Consider the following 25701-nt stretch of genomic DNA (forward strand, 5'->3'; position numbering starts at 1 on the left):
ATTCTGTATCTATCTTAACATACGACCATTTTTTCCAAAAGAAAAAGCGGACCGCGGTCCGCTTTTAACTTATTTCTTATTTTTGCTTGCTTTTGGATTTTTTGTTTTGTACTGTACTTCATACGTGAATTCTTTTGCTTCTCGTTGTCCAGCTTCTGCAGCATATGAAGTAATCATTTTCACATTGCCCTCGCGCAGAACTTGTTGAAGATCGAGTGCTTGTTTATCTGTCACGTTAAATGGATCAACGTGGAAAACACGTTCTTTGCTATTTTTCTTCGTTTGGATAAATGTCGTTGTAAAGTCCACGTATTCACCTTTTAATTGGCCAAGAGATTGGAAGACGTCTGTTGATGTTCCATCTGCCGAGAAATCACCTAGTTGAATATCTTTAACAAACCAGCCAGCCTCATTCGAACCCCAGTCCGTTAAGTTACGGAATGAAACTAGGACATCTTGTCCTGCATAAGCTGATAAATCAAAGGTTTCAGTTGTCCAATCCCCATTTGTGCCCGTAAATCCAGGAACGTTTTCTTTGATGGTCGGATAGCCCTCTTCAACTACATCACTGCGTGTATTTTCATTTTCAAGAGAAGTCCACGTATCTCCATTATCCGTTGATACTTGAACCATACCGTAATCCCACTGTTCTTCAATATCGTAGAAATGGTCAAATGTTAATGTTGCGTTGTCAGCAGGAACCGTTGCGCCAAAGATTAACGCTTGATCTGCTTCATCGCCATTATTGGCATGCAACACTTGTTCACCAGAACCTTTAGGGTCTGCTACTGATTTCCACTGTAAAGGAAGGAAGTCAACGCCATCAAATTCTAATCCTCGGACATCTTTGCCAAAGTTAAACTCTTTAAAGTCGCCGCCCCATGCCGGAACGCCTTCTTTTTCAAATGTTTTTGCTTTTTCAAAGTCTACTGTTTTGCCTCTTACTGCTCCCTCGTTACCGACTGGCAGCTTACGTAAGTCAATGCTATCAAAATTGTAATCGCTGCTGACATTTGAATTATCTAATGTCAAAGCCGTCATAAAGTTTTGATACACTTCCGTAAATGTTTTGTTCGTAGCATTATCTTGTAATGCTTTTTCGACACTAGTGATGCCTTGACTTGTACCATCTGTAGCCAATTCACGGATAAATTCCTTGCCGAACTTATCGTACATATAAAGCATAAACAAGTAGACTTGACCGTAGTCTGCAATCGTTTCTGGTCCTGTTGCTGCTGTTCCGTGTTCATCCCAGTTTACTAAGGAGTTTTCTGGGTGATCCAAATAAAAGTTGATAGACCCTTCTCCGTGTCCGTAACCTCCCAGATATTCAGAGAATGTGGACATCCCTTCATTTACCCAACTTTCTTCTGCACCGTCGTTATCGGCTTGGATCAAATGTTGCAATTCATGGATTGTCGTACCGTAGAATGTATTTTCTAAACGCGTATCCCATGAATTTGTATCGATTGTAACAATGTTGCGATCGATGTAGTTTTCGAGTGTTTGCCAAAAGAATCCGGCAACAAAAAACGGATAGCTCGGATCATTCCAGCCTTCATCTTGCACATTATCAACGAGCATAATGATTTTGTCTGATCCTTCATAATAATCATCAGGAAGCCCTACCAGACCAGGAAGTGGTGAATTTGAACCATCTAATTGCTCTGGTGTTCCGAAAAATTCAGTGGCTGTCGGATAAATATTGCTGTCGAATTCATCACGCAGTTTATCTACTTGTACTTGTGTGACCACATCAGCCGGTTTCGGGTTGTCTGGTCCGTATGACAAATCATTAGCCACCCAAATTTCTACATTGTCTCCGACACTTCGAAGTGTAAAATCTTTAAAAGACAAGTTACGATTCAAAAACTTTTTTGTGCCGCCATCGTATGTAAATGTCCCATCAGCTTTGGCATCAGCTTCTCCGTTTCCTACTTCATCTGCTTGCGCTTTTATCTTTTTCTCTGCTTCTTTTTGGAAATCAGCATCTTGTGACAACTTATTTAGATTTCCGTCAATATCGATTCTTTCCCCATATCTTTCGCTGTTCCAATCATTTATTGATGGTACGGTCTCGCTTGGTGCCGCTATTGCTGCAGGTGCCATTAAAGATAACGTTAAAGCACTAGCAGATAAAATTGATACCCATTTGCTGTTCTTCATCGTATTTCTCCTCTCGAAATGTCAGAATATTATTACTATTAAAATCATAACATGAGAGCTTAACCAGAAAAATGAGAAATAAGATATATTTCGTGTCGCGAAATTACAGATAATATGTTTACATCTTTATCCATATACTGGTTTTAAAAAGTTTAAATTTATTAAAAAAATAAAAAACCGCCAATCATGGCGGTTTCTACTTATTTTAATGCATGTTCTAGATCTTCAATTAAATCTTCTACATCTTCAATCCCTACTGAAATTCGAACTAATCCTTCTACGATTCCTAATTCTGCGCGGCGTTCAATTGGAATGGATGCGTGCGTCATTTGTGCGGGCACAGAAATTAAACTTTCCACAGCACCTAAGCTTTCTGCCAACGTAAAGTATTTTAGTTTTGCTAGTAATTCTCCAGCTTTTTCTTTGCTGCCGACATCAAATGAAATCATGCCGCCAAAGCCTGTTGCTTGTTTTTTCATCAATTCGCGTCCCGGATGGCTTTCGAGCCCTGGGTAAATCACTTTCCCAACAGCGTCGTGTCCTTCCAAAAACTCAGCAATTTTTTGTGCGTTTGAATTGGCTTCTTCCATGCGCAAACCTAACGTTTTCAGACCACGAATGAGCAACCATGAATCTTGCGGCCCTAAAATAGCGCCGATCGAATTTTGCACGAAGTGAACTTCTTCTGCAAGTTCAGCTGAATTAACAACAACCAGACCCGCCACAACATCACTATGTCCACCGATATATTTCGTTGCGCTATGTAACACGATGTCTGCGCCTAATTTAATTGGGTTTTGCAAATAAGGCGTCATAAATGTGTTGTCTACAATCGTCAACAAGTTTTTCGATTTTGCGAAAGCTGCAACGGCTTCGATATCTGTGATTTTCAACAATGGATTGGTCGGCGTTTCAATGAAAATCGCTTTTGTGTTTTCTTTCACAGCAGCCTCTACTTCCGCTAAGTTTCCAGTATCCACAAAGGTAAATTCCAACCCAAAGCGGTTTAATACTTTATTGATGACACGATAGGTTCCACCGTACACATCATCTGTGAGAACGATATGGTCCCCTGCTGAAAACAACATCATAACCGATGAAATAGCGGCCATCCCTGAGCCAAATGCAAATCCAGCATGTCCAAATTCAACATCTGCAATCAATTCTTCAAGCGCATGACGTGTTGGGTTTCCGGTTCGTGAATATTCGTAGCCTTTAAATTTCCCAACCGCTTCTTGTTTATATGTGCTGACTTGATAAATCGGTGTCGACACGGCGCCTGTTGCTTCGTCTCCGAAAATGCCCCCATGAATTAACCTTGTTTTTGGTTTCATTGTTGTTCCTCCTCAAAACTTCTATCGTAAATCTGCTGACTCATATAACGTTCACTTGAATCTGCGAACACCGTAACAATATGACTTCCGGGTTTGGCGGTTTCCGCTTCGCGTAACGCCGCTATAAATGCGGCTCCTGATGAACTACCCACTAACAAGCCTTCTGTCTTGGCTAGTTCTCGCACAGCCATAAATGCTTCTTTATCGGTGATTGTATGAATGGCTTCGAAATAGGTTTTATCCATATAATCAGGCAAAAATTCCATGCCGATGCCTTCGGTCAAATGAGGTCCTGATGGTCCGCCGTTTAATATCGAGCCTTCCGGTTCCACAATGACCGTTTTAACAGCTTGCTTTTTGGATTTTAAATAACGAGCAGTCCCCATGAAAGTTCCACCCGACCCTGCTCCTGCAACGAAAACGTCGATTTCTCCATCCAACGCATTCCATAATTCAGGTCCAAGCGTTCGGACATACGTTTCTGGATTGGCCGGATTTGAAAATTGCGAAGGCGAAAATGCATTTTGTTCTTCAACCAATTGCTCTGCTTTTTTGATGGCACCTTTAATGCCTTCTTCCGTCGGTGTGTTAATGACTTCCGCTCCTAATGCGCGCATCAAGCCTTGTTTTTCTTGGCTAAATTTTTCTGGTACCACAAATTTCACGTGATACCCTTTGCCGATTGCAGCAACTGCCAAACCAATACCGGTATTGCCGGCAGTTGGTTCGATTATTGTGCCACCTGGTTTGAGGACACCCCGTTTTTCAGCATCTTCAATAAGCGAAACCCCTAAACGGTCTTTGACACTACCACCAGGATTAAAATATTCAAGCTTAGCAAAGATGCGACAACCGTTTGGAATTCGACTATGCGTTAATTCTATTAATGGTGTGTCACCAATCAATTGTTGAATGTTTGTTACATAGTTCATCGATATTCTCCTTAGTTCGCACTTTCAGCGAATACTTGAGTCCATTGCTCTTTTTTCGCTAACATTTCACGCGCCAATTCTTTCGCGCCTTCTAAACTATGGCTTGCAGCCCATCCGCATTGCACTTCATTGCACGCTGGCACTTCGTTTGCTTCTATGACGTCTTTTAATGTGTTTTCTAAAATGCGAAGGATTTCATCATAGTCATCAAGATTAATAACAGACAAATAAAAGCCTGTTTGGCAACCCATCGGTCCGATATCGACGATGTCATCGGAATGATTGCGGCTATGTTCAGCCAACATATGTTCAAGAGAATGAAGACCCGGCATTTCCATATGCTCTTTGTTTGGCTGCTTGAAACGGATATCATATTTGCGAATCGTATCGCCTTTAGTCCCGGTTTTTTCTCCTGCTAAACGGACATACGGTGCCACCACTTTTGTGTGATCTAAGTTAAAACTTTCAACATTCATTTTTTTCATCTCTATCGCTCCTTATATTTTAGTTGCTTCTATCAAAAAGACGTAGTTGTTCATCTTCGACAAGTTTACGGTAAACCCTGCTTTTGTGATTAACTCTTTTAATTTTGGAACCGTCGTGTAGTACTCGCGATTCAAATCTTCTACTAAATTGATATGACCTCTTGCTTGTTCAAAAGCAATCATTTCTTTCTTACTTTGTTCTGAATCAAACACGGTATCTGCAAAAATCACTTTACCACCAGTTGACAGTTTTTCGGCATAAATCTGAAACGCCTGGGCTTTTTCAACATCTGTTAAATGATGAAATGCATATGAACTTACAAAACTTTGCGGAAAAATCGGTGTTTCAAATTCTAAAAAATCTCCATCTACCACTGTTAAATTCGGTATTTTTTGAGCAGTCACTTTCCGCATCGCTTGGTTTGGTTCGACTCCGACTACCTCTAGATCTCGCTCAAGTAATTTTTTCGTCAAATTACCCGTACCAACGCCAAATTCTATGACAGGTCCAATAGCTGCCTCGGCAACTGCCTGTAAGATTTCATTATATTTTAAGAAAACATCTTTATATTCTTCGTCATTTCCATTCACTGATTCATCATACGTATGCACCCATTCATCAAATATCTCTACAAATTCACGTCCCATAAAAATGCCTCCTTAGGTTTTTATACAAAACCAATAGACTTACTAGGCTTTATTAAATCATATTGCTTTGAAGGTTTCAAGTATTGTGGAACAAGTCGTTTACTCTTTTGCCACGAAAAAAAGCCAGGCTCATATGCCTGGCTTTGATTTTAAACTTTAAGAACGTGCGACTGATTTTCTTTATCGCCGATTAATATTACGAGCAGTTTTTCAAACTGAGGCAACGATTGCTGGACGATTCGGCCAGTCAGCAATGCCACGGCAATCGTCCCAATGCCAACCGGCCCTCCGAGTAACCAACCGAGCAATGCGACACCTACTTCAATCCCTGCACGAACAACACTTATACTCAAACCAGTTTTATGAACAAGTAGCATCATCAAGCTATCTCGTGGACCCGCACCGATTTTGGGCGATACATAAAGACCCACACCGTACCCCGAAATGACAATGCCCGCTGATAGGATTATTATTTGTCCAACTAGCGTATGAATGTCTGGAATTAAATAATTAAAAATATCGATAAAGATACCCACTAATACCATATTCAAAAAAGTGCCGATTTGTGGAACTTGGCGTGTGAAAAAAGCCGTGATTGCAATGATTGTGAATCCAGCAATCACAGACCATGTACCAATGGTCAGTCCGAAATTCAAGTATAAACCAACATGCAAAACATCCCATGGGCCGATGCCTAGTTTGCTACCTTTAATGGTCATCGTAAAACCAAGAGCCAAAACGATCAAACCAATAATAAAAAACAACCAGCGATAAAATAACGCACGCTTCATCCAAATCCTTCTTTCTATATGTTGATATGAAAAATCCATCCATTCACAAAGAATGGATGGAGGCATTATTGAATTGATGCGGTCAACTCAGCAAAATGACCTTTTGTTACAGACACAAGTTCGGTTGGAGCGAGTTTTATTTGCATGCCGATTTTACCGGCAGAAACGATCAGTTCGGACAATTTCTCGGCTTCTGCAGAAATGAACGTTGGAAATGGTTTTTTCATTCCAACAGGTGAACAGCCGCCTCGGACATAGCCTGTTAGTGACAAAATATCTTTCACGGGAATCATGTCGATTTTCTTTTCACCAGCGGATTTCGCTGCTTTTTTCAGGTCTAATTCTTGTGCTACAGGAATAACAAAGACATAAGTTTGCTTTGATGCACCTGATGCGACGAGTGTTTTATAGACAAGTTCTGGCGGATAGCCGATTTTGCTGGCTACTGAAACACCATCCACTTTGCCGTCTTCAACTGTGTAGTAGAGCAATTCGTAAAGAATTTCTTCTTTATCAAGCATTCGTGCAGCATTCGTTTTTGCAATTTTCTTTGCCATGACATCTTCTCCTTGCTTTGAAAAGATTCGTTAGTCACAGCATACCATCATCCGCAGCGGGATTCTATTCGCTTTGCCCTAATAATTTTTTTAGCGCATCGGCCATTGCTGTATTTTGTGGGGCATCGTCTTGTTGATTCAAGTATTTATTGACATCTTTTTTATTGGCTTTTGATTGGCCTGATTTTTTGCGTTTTTCAAATGCCGATAATTTTTCGCGGTGACCGCATTTGCAAACGAAAATTTTGCCGTCTCCTTCACCTTGCAATTCTAATTTCTTATGGCAATTTGGGCAGCGCGCATTGGTTTGCATCGCTACTTGTTTTTTATAGCCGCATTCGCGGTCTTGGCAAACGTTCATCTTGCCGCGTTTGCCGTTGACTTCAAGAAGCGGTTTCCCACAATCCGGGCACATTTTGCCGGTAATGTTATCGTGCTTGAACTTCTTATCGCTTTTTTTAATATCCGAAACCGACTTTTCAGCGAACGCAATCATTTCTGTAATAAACTGCTCCTTTTTCAATTGGCCTTTGGCAATTTTCGTTAATTGCTGTTCCCAATCGGCAGTAAGTTTCGGTGATTTCAAATCTTCTGGAACTAGTTCAAGCAATTGACGACCTTTTGAGGTAATCGTTAAATCTTTGCCTTTTTTCTCGATCAAGAAGGTATTGAATAATTTATCGATAACGTCAGCTCGTGTAGCGACTGTACCTAATCCGCCTACTTCACCTAAGGTTTGAATGACTTCTTTAGTTTCGCCGCTCATAAACTGCGCTGGGTTTTCCATGGCACCAAGTAACGTTCCTTCATTGAAAAAAGCGGGCGGTTTGGTTTTGCCATCTGTTAATGCAATGCCTTTAAGCGTCAACTTTTGGTCTTTTTCAAACGCTGGTAATGTCGTGTCGTTGCTATCGTCTTCGTCTTTGTAAATGCGTTTCCAGCCTTCATTGCGAACGGTATTGCCTTTAGCTTGGAACGTCTCTCCTCCAGCAGTCAGCTTAACTGTCGTTTGATCATATTCGTATTGCGGATAAAATACCGCGAGAAAACGTTTGACGATCATGTCGTATAATTTATGCTCTTTGTCCGAGAGATCGTGTAATGGTGGCGTTTCTTCCGTCGGGATAATGGCATGGTGATCGGAAACTTTGGCGTCATCGATCACGCCTTTTTGAGGTGCCACTGGATTTTTCAATATCATTGAAGCTGCGCTGCGGTATGGTCCCATTTGTACTGCCTTGATGCGGTCTTTTAGCGTATCGCGCATATCGCTCGTCAAATGCTTCGAGTCAGTCCGCGGATACGTCACGATTTTATAACGCTCGTACAAATTTTGCAGCGTGTTCAGCGTCTCTTTTGCTGACCAGCTATAGCGTTTATACGCTTCTTTTTGCAATTCCGTTAAGTCGAATAAAGGCGGTGCAGGCTGACGTTTCGGCGTAATTTTAATATCCGTTACGGTGCCTTCATGCGTGTTTTCGAGTTTATTGAATAGCTTATCGATTTTTTCTTTATCAAACGATTGGGTCGAATTGCCATCTGTCCATGTAAATGTTGCTTGGTCGGTAATAGCTTGCATGCCGTAATAAGGCTTCGGCTGGAAATTGCGAATTTGGTTTTCCCGTTCGGCAATCATGGCGAGCGTCGGCGTTTGCACGCGACCTGTTGATAATTGCGCGTTGTATTTAACCGTTAGGGCACGTGTTGCGTTAATACCGACAACCCAATCCGCCTCTGCGCGCGCTACGGCTGCTGCATATAGATTTTCGTAAGCGCGACCTTCTTTTAAGTTATTGAATCCGTCTTTAATGGCTTTATCGGTAACCGATGAAATCCACAACCGTTTTACCGGTTTACGTGTATTGGTTTTCTCCAAAATCCAACGTGCGACAAGTTCGCCTTCGCGGCCAGCATCAGTTGCGATGATGACTTCTTTTACATCTCCGCGCTGCAATTGGGATTTTACGGCATTAAATTGTTTCATCGATTGTTTGATTGGCACTAATTTGAATGGCTTTGGAATGATTGGCAACGTGTCCATTTTCCATTCTTTAAAGTCGTTATTGTATTGCTCTGGCTGCGCATGCGTCACTAAATGGCCGAGTGCCCATGTGACGATATACTGTTTGCCTTCTAAATAGCCGTTGCCTTTTTGTTCGCACCCTAAAACACGTGCAATGTCACGTGCAACGGATGGCTTTTCTGCTAAAACGATTGATTTCATTTATATTCACCCTCATTTCTACTGTGATTATTGTAACATTTTCTGCTTGGACTGGCTTTTGAGAGGGGTTTTTCTGGTTTGGACAGTATTTTGGTGATTTGGATAGTATTTGGTGGAATTCGGACAGTATTCTACCCAATTCGGACAGTATTTCAATCATTTCCGACAGTACTTCCATTAACTTCAAATTCCTCTTGCACAGCACGCAAATTCTAGCTATATTTAAAGTAATTTCACATAAAGGAGAGGATCGATTGATCATTAAAACGCGCACGAAACCTTCTGGAATTTTCCAACTGGAAAGTTTGCTTCAACGAATGCCCACCGTCCATCCCCAATATCCTCACTGGACTGAAAAGCTCCGTCGCATCACCGCCGGATATCACGGCGAATTGCGCGTAGACTCCTTTTGGCACGAAATCGACCTCTCGTTACCGCATTATTTCATCCACGACTTATTCATCCAAAAAGAGAAGTCTTCCCATCAAATTGATAGTGTTCTTGTGACTAGTCGATTTGTATTGGCTTTGGAAATCAAAAGCATTTCCGGCTTACTCAATTTCGATCCTACTTTGAGGCAATTTTCCAGAACCAATAAAGACGGCAGCATTGATGGCATGAACAATCCAGACGATCAATTGCGCCGCCACGAAAAATGGCTGGAACATTTTTTACTCAAGCAACGCATTAAGCTGCCTGTTGTCGGCGCCATCATTTTTACGTACCCATCGTCTGTGATTCAATCTCGCGCAGGCAGTCGCATCATGATTCAGTCATCTGGACTACCACACCTCATGGAACAATTATTGATTCTTCACCCGCACGATGTATTATCTCAAAGAAAAACAGAGTCACTGGCGAAAAACTTACTTGCGCTTCATTCAATAAAACCATTTGCGTCACTTGGACTTACGGATTCATTTCCACCTGGCGTCTTATGCCCCAACTGCCCATATTGCTTGCTCCATTATCGTGGTGGGAAATGGCGTTGCAATGCTTGCCAGCACTTAGATCCTCTCGCGCATCTTGATGCGTTGAGGCAATATCGCACTTTGGTCAAAACGACTATTAACAGTCGAGAATTCCGCGACTTTACAGGAATCACGTCTCCTTCGATCTCTTCAAAGCTATTAGCGAGTACGAAAATGCCTTATCACGGCAGTTTTAAAGACCGACAGTATGTGATTCCGGAAGCGTTTTAGCTTTTCGACAGTATTTTGGTGATTTGGACAGTATTCCGCTCCATTTCGACAGTAAGACCTATTAATGGAATAAAATCGTAAATCACTTCAAATAAAAGCCAAAAAGAAGAAACCTCCCGCATCCGGGAGGTTTCTTCTTTTATCAAATTAATGATTATCCAATGTTTCTTTCGACAAATGTTTGCTCATTTCAGCGTATTGTACGAAAACACGTGCCAATTCACGTAAGCGGTTGTGAACATCTTCGCTCACAATTGTATTAGTTCCGTCAAAATGGCTCGTATGCGTGTAAACATAGTTTGGCGTTACGAGACAGCGGAAGTAATCTAGAATCGGCTTCAACTGATTTTCGATGACTAAGTGATGCTGATACGTTCCACCATTTGCAACGATCGATACTGGTTTGTAACGCATCGTGCGTGGGTGAAGCATATCAAATGTATTTTTCAACACACCCGGAATGGACCCTTGGAAAATCGGTGTTGCGATGATATAGCCATCTGCTTCTTCAAAGCGACGAACGATTTCTTGCATGCTGTCATTGTATTCACCTAGCGGACGTCCATCAACAAACTGGTGATCGTAATCAGCTAACTTCATCAATTTCAATTCGATTTCGGGATTTTTTTCATTGATATAAACTTGGATCTGCTCTAAAATGGCACCGGTTTTGCTGCCAATGATCGTGCCGTCTACTAATAAAACTTTCATACTCTCTTGTCCTCCTCAAAATACGTTCTTGCTATTAACTGCATTTTTGCAAGCAGCATCGCAATACCCTGTTTGTCTTCATCATAACAAACCCTGTTTCACAATACGTACCGAAATTACTTTTGAGAGAGAGATTTCATTCTTTAGTCTGAGAACCGTTTTTCGAACGCTTGCTTTCTAAACGTTCCTGAGTCCGCTCAGATTCGGGAGCAGTTGCAGTAAAACTGACGATAGTGTCTCCAGCTTTTGGCTCGAGTTTATTATTTTCTGCAAAAAATTCAATTTTCCCCTGCGAGTAGTAAACAAATAACGGAATGGTATCTTCCGTCCATTTCACTTTGAAATCTTCATAACTAAATTGTTCCGTCAACTGGGTTTTTCGCATCGTGTAGCCTTCTTCTGCTTTCCACTCTAGCTCATGAATATTCCACTTTTCTCCAAATAAAGTTCGTCCGCTTAACGAAGCATGAAAATCTCCCGGATCTCCTTCATGAATCGCAGTTTGATAAAGATTTGCACGCCCCATTTCTGGAACAAAGTTATTGACGACAAGCGCATTATACGAATCGGTGCCCGTCGCGACAACCATTGTTTCATACGGCGTTAAATCCACTTCATAATCCGTATGCTCTGATAGAATATCCCCCGCATACGTTTTCAATCCATTTTGGCGTGCTTCTTGTAAACGACCCCAAGAAGAATCGATGATCAAGACGCCCTTTTCAAATTCTGCTAACACTTTCCCAAGTTTCGTTGCAAATCGACTCGCACCAATAATGATAACACCTGGATCTTCAGCTGCAACAAGACCGAGTTTCTTGCCTACCCATCCAATTGTGAAACTATGAACAATTACTGTTGAGAACACCAGTGCAAAGGTTAAGGCCGTCAGCAGTTCTGCATCCTCGAAACCTGCCTCAAGCAAGACACCTGCAAAATAACCTGAAACTGTTAATGCCACAATACCGCGTGGCGCAATCCAACCAACTAAGGTTTTTTCTTGTATTGTCATGTCGGTACCAATTGTTGATAGCCAAATCGATAGTGGACGAACAATAAATAACATCGCCAATACGAATGAAACAATCTCCCAATTGAAAATCCCGATCAATACATCAAGATTTAAAGAAGCCGTCAGCATTACGAAAATACTAGAAATTAATAACACAGAAATGTTTTCTTTGAAATGGCGCATGTCGTTGATCGAAGCAATTTTCATATTGGCCATGACCATCCCCATTGCCGTTACCGCTAGCAAGCCTGTTTCGTGCATCACAATATCGGAAATAACAAAAATCAACAAAACAATGCCAAAAACCATTGGCGCTTTTAGAAATTCAGGCACTTGCCCTTTCTCGAACATCATTCCCATTAACATTCCTGTCCCGACACCTAGTGCTACAGCAAACAAAGAAGCTAAGAAAAACAAGCCAAATGCGGCTGCGGTTTCATCGCCAATAGCAAACAACACAAACTGGAATGCAAATAATGCAAGCAAAGCACCAAAAGGATCGACTACAATGCCTTCCCATTTCAAAATAGCGGCTGGACGTGATTTTAATTTTGCTTGACGCAGCATTGGTAAAATGACGGTTGGTCCTGTTACGATAAACAAACCACCAATTACAAATGCAACACCAAGTGATAATCCTGCGATGTAATGTGCGGCAAAAGAACCGGCAATCCAAGCGATAAATGCACCTAAGGTGACGATTCGTAAAATCGGCTTTCCAAACGTGCGGATTTCCTTAAAGTTCAAATTTAAACTACCTTCAAATAGAATGATGGCAACTGCTAATGAAATAAAAGGATTGAATAATTCGCCGAAACTTTCAGCGGGGTGGATCACTTCAAAAATTGGACCAACAAGAAGTCCGGCAATCGACATCAGAACAATGGCTGGAAACTGAAGACGCCAGGCGATCCATTGGGAGAGCACTCCCAGAAAAATTATTAGCATTAAGTCGAACAATAAGCTGTCGATAGCGCATCACTTCCTTTAGTTTCTTTTATGGAATTATACAGGTATTATATACTGAATGAAAATCGTAAAGCATTCAATTTCTACGTTATTGTGTTACAATGATAGAAAAATAAGGGTGATTTTGTGAACAAACAGGAATTGGAGTATGCGATTGCTGAACTGAAGATGGATTACGTGCGCCATCAAGGTGATATCGAGAAACTAGAGACGACTGGACACGCCGGCATGGTGGAGAAAGCAGAATTACGGTTAGAAAAAATGGAACTACAACTTGCGGAATTAAACAAAAAACTCGCGGATCTGTAACCGCGGTTTTTTTTATGATAATGGAGGAATTTATTAAATGAGTTTATTAACAGTAGAAAATTTAAGTCACACTTTCGGGGATCGGACACTTTTTAACGATGTCTCGTTCCGTTTAGTCGAAGGTGAACATGTTGGGTTAGTTGGAGCTAACGGCGTCGGCAAATCGACAATGATGAATATTATAACAGGCAAAATCATTCACGATGATGGCCGCGTAGAATGGCAGCCACGGACACATTATGGTTACTTAGATCAGCACACCCAGCTGCAACCAGGACGCACAATTCGCGAAACTCTTCAAGATGCCTTCTTGCCGCTTTATAAAAAAGAAGCCGAATTGAATGATATCGCGATGCAAATGGGAGATGCGGACCCTGATCGTTTAGAAGAATTACTCGAGCAAATGGCTGAAGCGCAAGACGCATTGGACGCTGGAGATTTTTACACATTAGACGGCAAAGTTGAAGAAATTTCTCGCGGTTTAGGTCTCGATGCAATTGGACTTGAACGTAACGTAGAAGCTCTTTCGGGTGGACAACGTACTAAGCTATTACTAGCAAAGTTACTTCTTGAAAAACCAAAAGTTTTACTACTGGATGAGCCGACTAACTATCTTGATGAAGAGCATATTCAATGGCTCGTTAATTACTTGAAAAACTATCCGCATGCATTCTTATTGATTTCACATGATACAGAATTTATGAGCAGCGTTACTGACGTTATTTTCCACTTGGAATTTTCACGCCTAACCCGCTATACGGCAACTTATGAAAAATTCATTGAGCTTGCTGAATTGAGCAAAAAACAACATTTAGAAGCATATGAAAAACAAGAAGACATGATTAAAAAAACCGAAACTTTTATCGCGAAAAATAAAGCTCGTGCGTCTACTACTGGCCGTGCTAAGTCACGCCAGAAACAATTAGACCGTATGGATCGCATTGAAAAACCCGAAATTGCAGCAAAACCACAATTTGCTTTTAAAGAAACACGTAGCCCAAGCCGTTATGTTGTAGAAGCAGAATCTCTATCAATTGGCTATGATAAGCCACTTTTACCTCCGTTGACGTTTATGATTGAACGCGGTGAAAAAATTGCGCTTGTGGGCATGAACGGTGTTGGTAAATCGACGCTCCTTAAAACAATGCTTGGCAAAATCAAACCTCTTGAAGGCGATGTTCTTCGCGGAGAATATTTAACGCCTAGCTATTTTGAACAAGAAGTGAAAGCACCAACGCATACACCGCTTGATGAAATTTGGTCAGCTTATCCGAGTATGGACCAAGGTCAAGTCCGTGGTGCACTTGCTCGCACAGGATTGAAAAACGAACATATTTCTCGTCCGATGACACACTTGAGCGGTGGCGAACAAGCCAAAGTTCGTCTTTGCAAATTGATGATGGAAGAAAGCAATTGGCTAATTTTCGATGAGCCGACCAACCACTTGGACATCAATGCAAAAGCTGAACTTAAACGTGCAATGCAAGCTTATAAAGGCACGATCGTTTTAGTAAGTCACGAACCTGATTTTTACGAAGGACTAGCAACAAAAGTCTGGAATGTAGAAGAATGGATTGCAGCTGGAAAACCAGAAGAAGCTTAAACTAAAAAAGGGCTATTCCTGAAGGTCATGAAAATGACTTTCGGGGGTAGCCCTTTTTCTTTTTTAATACGTCGTCAATTTGAATAATTTTTGGAAACCGTAAATTCCACGTTGCCAAAATGTAAAGTCATCTTGATATTCTTCCACATCTAATGTGTAAAGTGCATCTTCATTATTCCACAGTCTGTCAAAATAAGTCGTCATCTCTCCTGTTAATTCGCTGTCATTCGGAGCTAAAATACGAATCGTACTTTCCATATTGTAATCATTAAATGCTCGTTCTGTATAGTTCGTCGAACCACCCATAACTATCGTTTCATCTGCTGTTTGAATCATGATTGATTTGGTGTGGAATTGTCCAACGATTGCATTATACCAACGCACTTGTATCCGATCTTCTGACTCTGCTAACATTTCATGAACCACTGGTCGATTTGGCAAACCTGTTTTTTCAGTACCAAAGGCATTTTCATTGGCATCTAGTATTAGACGAACGTCCACTCCGCGATTAGCAGCATCCGTCAAAGCACGGACAACACTGCTTTCTGCAATATAGAACATAGCAAGGTGGATTGAATCTCCTTCTGCTGTTTTTTCGATATCTGATAGCAAGGCATCTAATACTTTGCGTTCGGTCAAGTATTGTACTTGATAGTCTCCTTGTTGTTCTGCAGCTTCAATTCTCGGGAAATCCGGTCCCCCTGAATAGCGGGATACCGCTTCTTCGGCTTCAAGAATATCATTGATCACAGGTCCACTAACTTTAAATGCCATATTGCCATGCAAGCCACTCGCATTATGAGGATTGGCTGAACTGATGATGGCTTCTTTTTCAGTAATGACTGCTTTTCGGTGATTGGCTTTAATATTCATCATTTTGAGATAAGAAGATAAAGTTAAGTCAGGTGCATCACTCGACATGCCGTTTGGTATCCACCCTTTACCTCCTGCATCAAACCATTGGAAAATGACACGGTAAAGACCGGAATACAGAGGCGTAGAATCACGCAATTTGTCCAAATCGGTAATGATTACCTCGACGCCTGCTTCTTCTAATGTATCTAAAAACTGGCTTTCATAAGAGCCATAGCCGATATTAATGGGATCTGTAATAAAGTAAATTGGCATATCTGGATTTTCTACTTTTTTGTCGAGTAGATGATTCGTCAACGTTTCCGCTACTGCAGGAAAATCCGTGTCCAAGTCGTTATAATTATCAAAAAGAAAAAGATCGATGACGATAAACTCTTCAGCTTGGTCGATCATGTTATAAATTTCTTTAAATATCCGCAATTCACTTTCAGTTTCTGTCCCTTCTTGGTCTTGTGCATAAGACAGATCGTAAATCATGTCTACTTGATCTACTCTATGAAGATCACCTTTACTCGAAACCCCTTCTGGCAAAGGTTTAAATGTTTGCCAAACGATAACTAAGATATAAAGGAATATAAGAATTCCAATACTCCCCATAATAATCCGCTTTTTCTTACTCCAATTTTGAAATCTTTTCTTTTTCATGATCCTGCCCCCTTCAGTCCATTATAACCAGTGGGGGAACAAAACCGTCATAAAATTTTTCACACAAAAAAATTCAGAAAAATAGTTTTTTGTTAGAAACGAATCGCTTCGGCCGCTTTGGGGATGGCTCCTCCTAGTGTAAAGTTCTGCTATTTCAAGTTTTGAAAACAGCTTCTTATATTCTTGGCATAATCTTGCCTAAAGCCGTGAGTTGATGAATAAGATTATGAAATACACTTCATTTATTCAAAAAAGAGGAGTTGGAATAGATACATTCCAACTCCTCTTTGATTCCACTCTGAAGCAACCGAAAAATCGGTTGCTTTTTTACATTGCTACTACATATTCACGTGTTCGGTCATCGTCCATCAACATATCTTTCAACCGTTTTTTGCCTCGGAACAAGCGCGATTTCACAGTGCCAATCGATACTTTCATGACATCTGCAATTTCAATCAATGAATATTGATGAACATAAAAATACAAAATTGTCGTACGGTAAATCGAGTCTAGTTCTGAAATTTTATGGCGAATCATATCAGAGACATCTTGTATTTCTAGTATTTCAGATACACCTGCTGCATCTGAAGGAATCAAGTCTAGCAACGAAACATCCAAGCCTTCTGGCTGTTGAATCAAGTGCTTGCTACGTCTTACATTTTTACGGTAACGATCACGGAATGTATTCATACAGATTGTTGTTAACCATGCTTTAACATGATCTACTTCGGCAATAGAAGACTCATATCGTACTACTTTCAACCAAACTTCTTGCATCAAATCTTCAGCTTCTGCTTTATTGCGCGTCAGTTTCAAACATAAATGGTAGATATAGCGATTGTATTCTGTATATAAAGTTTCCATGATCGTGCCTCCGTCTATAATATTTATCGAGCGAAGCCAATATCGCTTCCGCTTTCTCTTATAACCTTATAGTGACGGAGTTGCACCTTTCACTCTATCGCTTCTACTTTCATTCTCCTTACAATTGTGTAATAAAGGGAACTTTTTATTATTCACCAAAAAAAACACCTGTCCGGAGACAGGCAAGTTACTAAGCTAATACTTCTTCTTCTTTTTCATCTTTTTTGGTAATGGTTAAACGGACAATTCGGTTTCGGTCCATTTCATTGATTTCTACGTGAAGGTTTTCGTATGTGAACTCTTCACCTTCGTCTGGCACATGCCCTAACTGCTGCATGACAAAGCCGGCGATAGTATCGTGGTCATTAGGAACTTCTACTTTGAACATGTCGTTTACATCTTCGATTTCTAGACGACCATGACAAGACAATACTTCGTCCGTCATTTCAAAAACTAGTTCATCATCTTCTTCATCGGTTTCATCTTCGATATCTTGACCTATCATTTCTTCAATAATGTCTTCATGCGTGACAATTCCGAGTGTGCCGCCGTATTCGTCGAGAATAACAGCCATATGTTTTTTCTTCGCCATCATCATTTTAAAGACTTTTTCAACGCTTACAGATTGCACAACGAATAATGGATTGTCGTCCATCAATTCTTCTAAGGTCAAGTTTGGATTCATCGACCATTCAATAAGTTTCTTCGAATAAAATAACCCAACGACGTTGTCCATGCTTTCTTCATAAACAGGATAACGGGTATAAGAAGAATCCAAAATCAAATCCCGAACTTCCTCATATGTTGAGTCAATGGCAATCCCTACCGTATCTGTACGGTGAGTGGACATAACGTCTGATACATCTTTATGAGGAAAGTCCAGAACCCCTTTAATGCGTTCCGACTCTTCTTCTTCAAACGTACCTTCTGTAGAGGCAATATCAACCATCGTACGCAATTCTTCTTTTGTCATGGTTGCTTCTTTAACTGTACCTTTGGAAATGATGCGAATAAACACATTGGTGAATTGCGCCAATAGCCAAGTTAACGGCAATAAGATCACCACTAAAAAGCTGATGACTGGGAAAACGATATAAGCTACTTTGTCGGCAAATGTTGCTGAAATTGTTTTCGGCAAAACTTCTCCAAAAATAATAAGTACCACTGTTAATATCGCAGTGGCAACACCAACTTCCCATCCTTTGGAAATGGCAATCATCGTTACCAATGTCGGTAGCATAATGTTAGCAACATTGTTACCGATTAAAATTGTCGTAATCATTCGGTCCGGCTTCGCAATTAACTTCTGCAGTTTCTGCGCCTTGTCATCACCCTGCTCCGCGCGAAGATGGACCTTCATCCTATTTACCGCAGTTAATGCCGTTTCGCTTCCTGATAAGAAAAACGACATGATTAAAAAGATTCCTAATGCTATAAACAATTTTATTTCCTCCAGTGTCATAAACACATAATTTTACGAACTCTTTCCGTAGTAAACACTATACCATAGCTAATTTCCCCTTGTCGAAAACCAAAACCTGGTATGTTATAATTTTTTCAAACATAAATATACCGAATCGAGGGATCTTGATGAATGCTCAAGCAATAGACCAATATTTTAAAAACAACCGGGAAACACATCTAGAAGAGTTAAAAACATTTTTACGCATTCCTTCAGTTAGTTCTTTATCCGAGCATAAAAAAGATATGCAAAAAGGTGCAGAATGGTTAGTCACTGCTTTAGAAAAAGCAGGATTAGAAAATGTGAAAATCGATGAAACCGAAGGACATCCAGTTGTTTATGCGGACTGGCTCCATGCAGAAGGCAAACCGACAGTACTGGTATATGGCCATTACGATGTGCAACCGGTAGATCCTCTTCACCTATGGGAGTCCGCTCCCTTTGAACCGCAAGTGCGCGACAATAAATTGTATGCACGCGGCGCGAGTGACGATAAAGGACAAGTCTATATGCACGTTAAAGCTGTTGAAGCCCTGTTAAAGCTAAATGGCGAATTGCCGGTAAACATTAAATTCATCATTGAAGGTGAAGAAGAAATTGGCAGTCCGAACCTTCCAAAATACGTAGAAGAAAATCAGGAATTATTAAAAGCTGATGTTATCGTTATTTCTGATACAGGTATGCAAGGACCTGGTCGCCCTGCAGTATGTTACGGATTACGTGGTCTTGCTGGCATCCAAATCGATGTTAAAGGACCAAAAGGCGATTTGCACTCTGGCTTATATGGTGGTGCTGTTCAAAATCCATTGCATGCCATCGTAGAAATTTTGCAATCGTTCCGCGATCAAGAAGGATTAATCCAAGTAGAAGGTTTTTATGACGACGTACTAGAAGTTTCCGACAAAGAACGCGAAGAATTTGCAGCGCTTGAATTTGACTTAGAGCATGAGAAAAAAGAAATTGGTATTTCTGAAGACTTTGGCGAAAAAGGCTATTCTTTTGTCGAGCGCACTTGGATTCGCCCAACACTTGAAGTTAACGGCATTACTGGTGGATTCTCAGGAGAAGGCATTAAAACCGTGTTACCTGCAGAAGCTAGCACTAAAATCACTTGTCGTTTAGTACCAAACCAAGACCCAGATGATATCGTCGCAAAACTAAAAGCACATGTTGAATCCCATAAACCTGTTGGCGTATCTGTTGAAATCACTGAGTTTGATAAAGGCAAACCTTTCTTAACACCTTTTGACCACCCTGCTATTCAAGCAGCTGGTCGTTCTTATGAGAAAGTATACGGCGTGCCGACTGCATTTACACGAATGGGCGGATCGATCCCGATTGTTGCTGCATTCGATGAAATTTTAGGTTTACCTGTTGTCTTAATGGGCTTTGGATTAGCATCTGAAAATTTCCATGCACCAAACGAACATTTCCACCTTGAAAATTTCGATAAAGGTCTTCGTGTTATTAGCGACTATCTTTTCGAAGTAGCCGAGTTGAACTAATCTTTCCTATTAAGGCCTTCCCACCTGTAGGGAAGGCCTTAAACTTTGTTGTGATTTTAAAACTGGAGGCTCTTTATGATTGTTTACTGGTTAGTATCCTATTTTATCGGCAATTTACTGACGGCTTGGTGGATTGGTAAATGGAAAGGTGTTGATTTGCGGCAACAACGTAGCGGCAACCTTGGTGCCAGAAATGCGGGTGCCATTCTTGGGAAACCTGCCTTTCTCTTAACCTTTCTTGGTGATGCTGGTAAAGGCGCATTAGTAGTATGGATTGGCTTCTTTTTCGACTTTTCCATTTGGGCAATCGCAGTTGCCGGTTTCGCTGTTGTTATTGGTCATCTGTTTCCATTTTGGCTTAAATACCGCGGTGGCAAAGGAATTGCTACTTTTATCGGTGTAAGCTTTTGTTTAACGCCTGATCTGTTTTTAGCTATGTTCATTTTATTTTTTGCCTTTTACCCTTGGTTAAAAAGCGCAACCTTATCGATGTTAGCAAGTTTTGCTGGATTTATCATCATGGCGTTCATTCTTCAAGTTTGGATTGTCGTTTGGCCGCTAATTATGGCAATTATTATTATTGTCATTAAACATAAATTCGACATCCAAGAATCATTCAATAGCCGGTTTCGCTGAGTTCTCATTAAAGATAAACCGTTTACAAAGCTCATACTACCGCTAGAATATTATCCATGGTATAGTTTTTGTATTCTAATTATTCTAAAAGATAGGGGTATTTTATGAAAAAACCAATTGCTTGGATTATCGATACGACGGGATTTGTGACAGAAGAATTTAAAGCGCATCCGGATGTGTATGTTGTTCCTTTGAACATTCACTTTGGTACAGAAGAGTTTATAGACGATGGTGTGGATTTAACAAACGAAGACCTTTATAAACGCATTAAAGCATCTACTACCTTTCCTAAAACCTCCCAACCCTCTGCAGGAAAGTTTGCAGAGTTGTATGATCAACTAAAAGAAGAGTATGAATGTGCGATTGCTGTCCATGCTTCTGCCAAACTTAGCGGAACTATCGCTTCATCTACTGCTGGTGCTGAAATGAGCGAATTCAAAGTTTATACGATCGATTCGCTAGCGCTGTCTTATGGTTTATCTGGTTTGATTGAACGGGGTCTTAAACTTCAAGAACAAGGACACTCAGCAGAAGAAATCGCACAAAAGCTGGCGAAAGAAACGGGAAATTTCCGGAATTATATTTTAATCGGCAATTTGACTCAACTTTATAAAGGTGGACGCATGAGCGGTGCTCAATATTATTTAGGAAGTTTGCTGCAGATTAAACCTATTGTTCAACTTACTCCTGAAGGCGAGCTACAGCCTATCGATAAAGTGCGTTCACATAAAAAAGCCATTCAGTATTTAATCAATCATGCAAAAAAAGATCATGCAGAATTTGGAGTAAAGCGCTTTCAAATTATGCATGGTAATGTATTGAAAGAAGCAGAAAATCTAAAACAGGAAGTATTAAAAGAAATTCCTGAAGCAGATATTTTAATCGGTGATTTAAGTTCTTCACTTGCAGTTCATGCAGGAGAGGGCACCATCGCATTTCTTTGGAGAAAAGAAAATTTCTAGCTCATATTAAAGACTAATTGCATATCATTTATTTTATTTTTCAGACTTTCGTCATGAATACAATGGTCCCAACGGATATTCTCGTTTTGTTCTGATACAATAAGAGGAGAAGATTAACCGTGAGGTGGATTTAATGCAACATGTTGAACGAGAGCTTACTGAAGTCGTAAAACTTTGTGATGCAAAAGGCCAATTAAATCCAAATGCTATTGGATATGCAAAGCAGCCATTGGTGGAAAGCAATTTGCGTGGAAACTTTATGCGTAAAAAGAAGTGGAATTATTGGTGTGTATTTGGAGATGAAATTTTATTTTCTGCAACCATTTCCCACTTGGATTATGCGACTGTCTGTTTTGTTTATTTTTTAAATTATGAGACGCAACGTTTTCATGAAAAAACTATTGTGCTTCCCTTTACAAGACATTTGAAACTATCCGAAAACGTATTGGATCCTTGTTACTTCCGAAGCGATACGATGACAATCGAATCTGTATATAGTCAAGATGCCACACATTTAACTGTCAGTGTAAAAGAATTTGATGGTGAGGATTTAGAAGCCATTCTGGTTATTTCACACCCTAAAGATTACGAGTCTTTAAATGTCGTTGTTCCTTGGAATCGCCAAACCTTTCAATTTTCTGGTAAGCATACATCCCTTCCAGTTAGCGGCATGGTAAAAATCGGCAATCAACGTTTTGAATTTGAAAAAGTCGATAGCTTTGCCGTATTAGATTATGGACGAGGCGTTTTGCCACGAGAATCTCATTGGAATTGGGCTATGGCTTCGCAGCGTTCGCTCGGAAAAGTCATTGGTTTAAATTTAGGTGGAAAATGGACCGATGGCACCGGCATGACAGAAAATGCTTTTTTTGTTAATGGTAAAATGACTAAGATTCATGAAGATGTTCTATTTCATTATGACCCAGAAAATTATAAAAACCCGTGGCTAATTCATAGTAAATTCTCTGATGATGTCAGACTGACCTTCTCTCCATTTTTTGAGCGTACATCAAAAAATGATATACGCCTCATCAAATCAGAAATCCATCAATTATTCGGCTACTATAATGGCTATGTTCGTTATCCTGATGGTAAAAAGCTAAAAATCACACAGCTTCTTGGTTCTATCGATGATTATTATGCGAAATGGTAAAACAAAAAGACGCGTCGGAAACTCGACGCGTCTTTTCTATGCGAAATGTGCCAGCATTTTTTCTGGATAATCTGTAAAGATGCCATGAACACCAATTCGTTGTAGTTCTTCTGCATAATTAACGTCATTGACTGTGTAAACATAAACAATGGCGCCTTTTCGCAAAGCGTCAGTTGTCATTTTTCTAAAAGCTGATGGCAAAGAAACATGAATTCGCTTTGTCCCAATGACGCGTGCATAATCATAGACATCTACTAGCACTTCAAAGGTTAAAATAGCACTTTCCACTTGTTTGCCTTGTACAACAGATTGAATATCTTCGTGATTAAAAGAGGACAGTAAGATTCGATTTCTAAACCCGCGCTTTGCAGCCAAGTCGATTACCTTATCAGCCAAGCCGTCGTACGGAAAGACATCTGATTTTATTTCGATGTTTAAACGATGGTTGGTGTTCTCAAATACATCGAATACTTCATCTAGCGTAGGAATCTTTTCCTCGCTCCATTCTTCAGAATACCAGGAACCGCAATCTAGTTGTTTTAATTCTTTTAATGTTAATTCTTTTACATAGCCCTTGCCATTGGTTGTCCGATTGACTTTTTCATCGTGTATCACGACAATTCCACCATCTTTTGTTAAGTGAACATCAATTTCCACACCCGTAATTGGCAATTCAGCCGCTGCACGAAAGGCTGCTAGTGTATTTTCAGGGTATGACCCCGAGCAACCTCTATGAGCAAAAATTTTCACAAAATCCCTCCTAAATATCCGTTCTTATTTCCCACAGTTCCGGGAAGAAGTATTGATCCAAAACCTTTTTCAAATAATTTACGCCTGATGAGCCACCAGTTCCTTGCTTGAATCCGATAATACGCTCTACTGTTTTCATGTGACGGAAACGCCATTGCTGAAGCCAATCTTCAATGTCAACTAGCTTTTCAGCTAGCTGATATAGTTCCCAATACTTATCTACATCGCGGTAAACGGTTTTCCAAGCTTCACGGACACTTTCATTGGATTCATAAACCATGCTAACGTCTCGCTCTAAAACGTCTTTATCAATAGTAAATCCACTTCTCGCCAGTTTTTGAATCGCTGCGTCATACAGACCAGGTGCATTAAATGCTTTCTCCAATTCTGCGTGAAGCGGTTCATCTTTTTCATAAATTTTCAACACATGTTTTGTTTTGTAACCAAGTGCAAATTCAATCATTCGGTATTGATAAGATTGGAATCCACTAGCATTGCCTAAATCATCACGGAACTCCATATACTCTGCAGGTGTTAATGTCGATAAGACATCCCAGCCTTGAATAATTTGTGACTGAATGCGCGATACTCTTGCCAATTGCTTGAACGCAGGCTGAAGATCGTCTTTTTCAATGTGATCGATTGCCGATTGCAGCTCATGCAAAATCAACTTCATCCATAGTTCTGATACTTGATGAATGATGATGAATAAAGTTTCATCGTGATGTCCGCTAACACCGTCCTGTGCAGTTAATAGCTTATCTAGATGAAGATAATCACCATATGTCATGCTTTCTTTAAAATCAGTACGAATGTTTTTTTCTGTTGCTGCAGCGATATTTTGACCATTTTCGTAGTTGTTCATTAATGTCACTCCATTTAACCTCGGCTTTGCCTCTGCTAATCTCACTTTCACCTATTCTGTATACGGTTCATTTCGTTTAGTCAATACTAGCTTGGTTTGATCAATCCGTTTTAGACTTCCAATAAGAAACGGTTTGCATTCGGACAAATCCAGATTTCTCGTATACGTGCAATGCTTGGTTATCTGTTTCAACATCAAGATACACCGAATTTAGTGTTCGTTCATGTGCCAATTCTCGGCACCATTTCAGTAGTTGTTTGCCATACCCTTTGCCTTGATGATCCGGATGAACTGCAAATGCGGTAATCCATAAGACTTTCTCTTCTTCAACGAGTGTGGCCGTCGCAAACAGTTGTTGATCTTTTTGAAGCAGCCATATTTCTCTTTCGGGGTCTATCATATTGTGTTCTAAAATCGGTAAAATCGTGTCATCAAATGCGGATGTTAATAGCTCAGTTAATTCTTCAGCTTGTCCTGCGAAAGGTGCGATTGTTAAATCATTCGGCAGTTCGCTTTTTGATAACGGTTCTGCTGACAGAAGAATTTCATGAAAATCAAGATCATACGCTAAACTCTCCATGAAACCTGAAATTTCAACATCATTAACAAACGCTACTAATTCACTTTCTGCCTGACGTTGCGCTAAGCCATGCGAAATGCCATCTGCTAAAGCCGTGCCAAGTGCCAGCCGTCTGTAATCTGGATGGACATAGAGCGACCATTCATAATGATGCAATCCCACCATATCTGCCGCTGATGCAAAACCGATTAATTCATCTTGTTCTGTATAAGCAAGTACCGCAAATCCTCTTGAATCCGCTCCTCTCCAAAGAGTCGGATGAAGCACTGTTCTAGCTTCAGCGGATAGCCCCACTAGCAATTCTGTCATATCGTTAGCTGTTTGCTCATCTATTGGAAATGAACTGATTGATAAAGATAAATCCATTTTGCTACCTCCTATTAACTTGATCTTGTTCGAATACGTTTTTATCGACACGTTAAAATCATTCGGTATTTTTATCCTATCATACCGCATGAAAAAG

23 protein-coding genes are annotated in these 25701 nt (G+C 40.4%); 7 read left to right on the top strand and 16 right to left on the bottom strand.

Features of this window, described 5'->3' with window-relative positions; translation table 11 throughout:
- Positions 1-69: 69 nt before the first annotated feature.
- The 8 genes from BBI08_RS13910 to BBI08_RS13945 all read right to left on the bottom strand — a co-directional run bounded on the left by BBI08_RS13910 (position 70) and on the right by BBI08_RS13945 (position 9137).
- Positions 70-2166: a M6 family metallopeptidase gene (locus BBI08_RS13910; RefSeq protein WP_008496831.1), complete on the bottom strand. Its 2097-nt coding sequence runs from the start codon at positions 2164-2166 to the stop codon at positions 70-72.
- A 200-nt stretch (positions 2167-2366) separates the two neighbouring features.
- Positions 2367-3500, bottom strand: a complete 1134-nt coding sequence (locus BBI08_RS13915; RefSeq protein WP_008496830.1) for a bifunctional cystathionine gamma-lyase/homocysteine desulfhydrase — start codon at positions 3498-3500, stop codon at positions 2367-2369.
- Positions 3497-4432, bottom strand: a complete 936-nt coding sequence (locus BBI08_RS13920; RefSeq protein WP_008496829.1) for a PLP-dependent cysteine synthase family protein — start codon at positions 4430-4432, stop codon at positions 3497-3499. The genes BBI08_RS13915 and BBI08_RS13920 overlap by 4 nt, the downstream gene beginning before the upstream one ends.
- A gap of 11 nt (positions 4433-4443) precedes the next feature.
- Positions 4444-4917, bottom strand: a complete 474-nt coding sequence (locus tag BBI08_RS13925) for an S-ribosylhomocysteine lyase (protein ID WP_008496828.1) — start codon at positions 4915-4917, stop codon at positions 4444-4446.
- A gap of 12 nt (positions 4918-4929) precedes the next feature.
- Positions 4930-5565, bottom strand: a complete 636-nt coding sequence (locus BBI08_RS13930; protein ID WP_065528226.1) for a class I SAM-dependent DNA methyltransferase — start codon at positions 5563-5565, stop codon at positions 4930-4932.
- 149 nt (positions 5566-5714) lie between these two features.
- The gene (locus BBI08_RS13935) at positions 5715-6356 is read right to left on the bottom strand and encodes a YczE/YyaS/YitT family protein (RefSeq protein WP_008496827.1); all 642 of its coding nucleotides are present in this window, start codon (positions 6354-6356) and stop codon (positions 5715-5717) included.
- Positions 6357-6421: 65 nt separating this feature from the next.
- A complete protein-coding gene (ybaK, locus tag BBI08_RS13940) occupies positions 6422-6913 on the bottom strand; it encodes a Cys-tRNA(Pro) deacylase (RefSeq protein ID WP_008496826.1) in 492 nt (163 codons plus the stop codon).
- Positions 6914-6977: 64 nt separating this feature from the next.
- Positions 6978-9137, bottom strand: coding sequence for a DNA topoisomerase III (locus BBI08_RS13945; RefSeq protein ID WP_008496825.1), 2160 nt, complete (start codon positions 9135-9137; stop codon positions 6978-6980).
- A 254-nt stretch (positions 9138-9391) separates the two neighbouring features.
- Here BBI08_RS13945 and BBI08_RS13950 point away from each other — a divergent pair, with 254 nt between their 5' ends.
- Positions 9392-10339 (top strand): NERD domain-containing protein, encoded by a 948-nt coding sequence (locus BBI08_RS13950; protein ID WP_008496824.1) that lies wholly within the window; start codon positions 9392-9394, stop codon positions 10337-10339.
- A gap of 147 nt (positions 10340-10486) precedes the next feature.
- On the opposite strand, the gene BBI08_RS13955 is transcribed toward BBI08_RS13950, so the two are convergent.
- Positions 10487-11050, bottom strand: coding sequence for an NADPH-dependent FMN reductase (locus tag BBI08_RS13955; RefSeq protein WP_008496822.1), 564 nt, complete (start codon positions 11048-11050; stop codon positions 10487-10489).
- A 136-nt stretch (positions 11051-11186) separates the two neighbouring features.
- Entirely contained in the window at positions 11187-13010 is a 1824-nt protein-coding gene (locus tag BBI08_RS13960; protein ID WP_065528227.1) for a cation:proton antiporter, read from the bottom strand.
- Positions 13011-13157: 147 nt separating this feature from the next.
- Between BBI08_RS13960 and BBI08_RS13965 the strand changes: the two genes are divergently transcribed.
- Both BBI08_RS13965 and BBI08_RS13970 read left to right on the top strand, forming a co-directional pair.
- Positions 13158-13340, top strand: a complete 183-nt coding sequence (locus tag BBI08_RS13965; RefSeq protein WP_008430410.1) for an SE1832 family protein — start codon at positions 13158-13160, stop codon at positions 13338-13340.
- A 37-nt stretch (positions 13341-13377) separates the two neighbouring features.
- Positions 13378-14943, top strand: a complete 1566-nt coding sequence (locus tag BBI08_RS13970; protein ID WP_065528228.1) for an ABC-F family ATP-binding cassette domain-containing protein — start codon at positions 13378-13380, stop codon at positions 14941-14943.
- Between the two features lie 63 nt (positions 14944-15006).
- Here the strand turns inward: BBI08_RS13970 and BBI08_RS13975 are convergent, their stop codons facing one another.
- From BBI08_RS13975 to BBI08_RS13985, 3 genes are all read right to left on the bottom strand, one after another.
- Positions 15007-16461, bottom strand: a complete 1455-nt coding sequence (locus BBI08_RS13975) for a phospholipase D family protein (RefSeq protein WP_008496819.1) — start codon at positions 16459-16461, stop codon at positions 15007-15009.
- A 327-nt stretch (positions 16462-16788) separates the two neighbouring features.
- Positions 16789-17325: an RNA polymerase sigma factor gene (locus tag BBI08_RS13980; RefSeq protein WP_008496818.1), complete on the bottom strand. Its 537-nt coding sequence runs from the start codon at positions 17323-17325 to the stop codon at positions 16789-16791.
- Between the two features lie 190 nt (positions 17326-17515).
- Positions 17516-18766 (bottom strand): CNNM domain-containing protein, encoded by a 1251-nt coding sequence (locus BBI08_RS13985; protein WP_065528229.1) that lies wholly within the window; start codon positions 18764-18766, stop codon positions 17516-17518.
- 149 nt (positions 18767-18915) lie between these two features.
- Between BBI08_RS13985 and BBI08_RS13990 the strand changes: the two genes are divergently transcribed.
- The 4 genes from BBI08_RS13990 to BBI08_RS14005 all read left to right on the top strand — a co-directional run bounded on the left by BBI08_RS13990 (position 18916) and on the right by BBI08_RS14005 (position 23043).
- Positions 18916-20292, top strand: coding sequence for a dipeptidase (locus BBI08_RS13990; protein WP_065528230.1), 1377 nt, complete (start codon positions 18916-18918; stop codon positions 20290-20292).
- Between the two features lie 75 nt (positions 20293-20367).
- The gene (locus BBI08_RS13995; protein ID WP_065528231.1) at positions 20368-20928 is read left to right on the top strand and encodes a glycerol-3-phosphate acyltransferase; all 561 of its coding nucleotides are present in this window, start codon (positions 20368-20370) and stop codon (positions 20926-20928) included.
- A 104-nt stretch (positions 20929-21032) separates the two neighbouring features.
- Complete coding sequence (locus tag BBI08_RS14000; RefSeq protein WP_008496813.1) at positions 21033-21890, top strand: DegV family protein; 858 nt, start codon at positions 21033-21035, stop codon at positions 21888-21890.
- Between the two features lie 133 nt (positions 21891-22023).
- Entirely contained in the window at positions 22024-23043 is a 1020-nt protein-coding gene (locus BBI08_RS14005; protein ID WP_065528232.1) for a DUF2804 domain-containing protein, read from the top strand.
- Between the two features lie 36 nt (positions 23044-23079).
- Here BBI08_RS14005 and BBI08_RS14010 read toward each other — a convergent pair whose 3' ends face one another.
- The 3 genes from BBI08_RS14010 to BBI08_RS14020 all read right to left on the bottom strand — a co-directional run bounded on the left by BBI08_RS14010 (position 23080) and on the right by BBI08_RS14020 (position 25604).
- Entirely contained in the window at positions 23080-23793 is a 714-nt protein-coding gene (locus BBI08_RS14010; protein WP_008496812.1) for a glycerophosphodiester phosphodiesterase, read from the bottom strand.
- Between the two features lie 10 nt (positions 23794-23803).
- Positions 23804-24658 (bottom strand): tryptophan 2,3-dioxygenase, encoded by an 855-nt coding sequence (gene kynA, locus BBI08_RS14015; RefSeq protein WP_065528233.1) that lies wholly within the window; start codon positions 24656-24658, stop codon positions 23804-23806.
- Between the two features lie 100 nt (positions 24659-24758).
- Positions 24759-25604: a GNAT family N-acetyltransferase gene (locus BBI08_RS14020; RefSeq protein WP_008496809.1), complete on the bottom strand. Its 846-nt coding sequence runs from the start codon at positions 25602-25604 to the stop codon at positions 24759-24761.
- Positions 25605-25701 lie beyond the last annotated feature (97 nt).

The organism is Planococcus halocryophilus (genome assembly GCF_001687585.2).
GTDB classification, from domain to species: domain Bacteria; phylum Bacillota; class Bacilli; order Bacillales_A; family Planococcaceae; genus Planococcus; species Planococcus halocryophilus.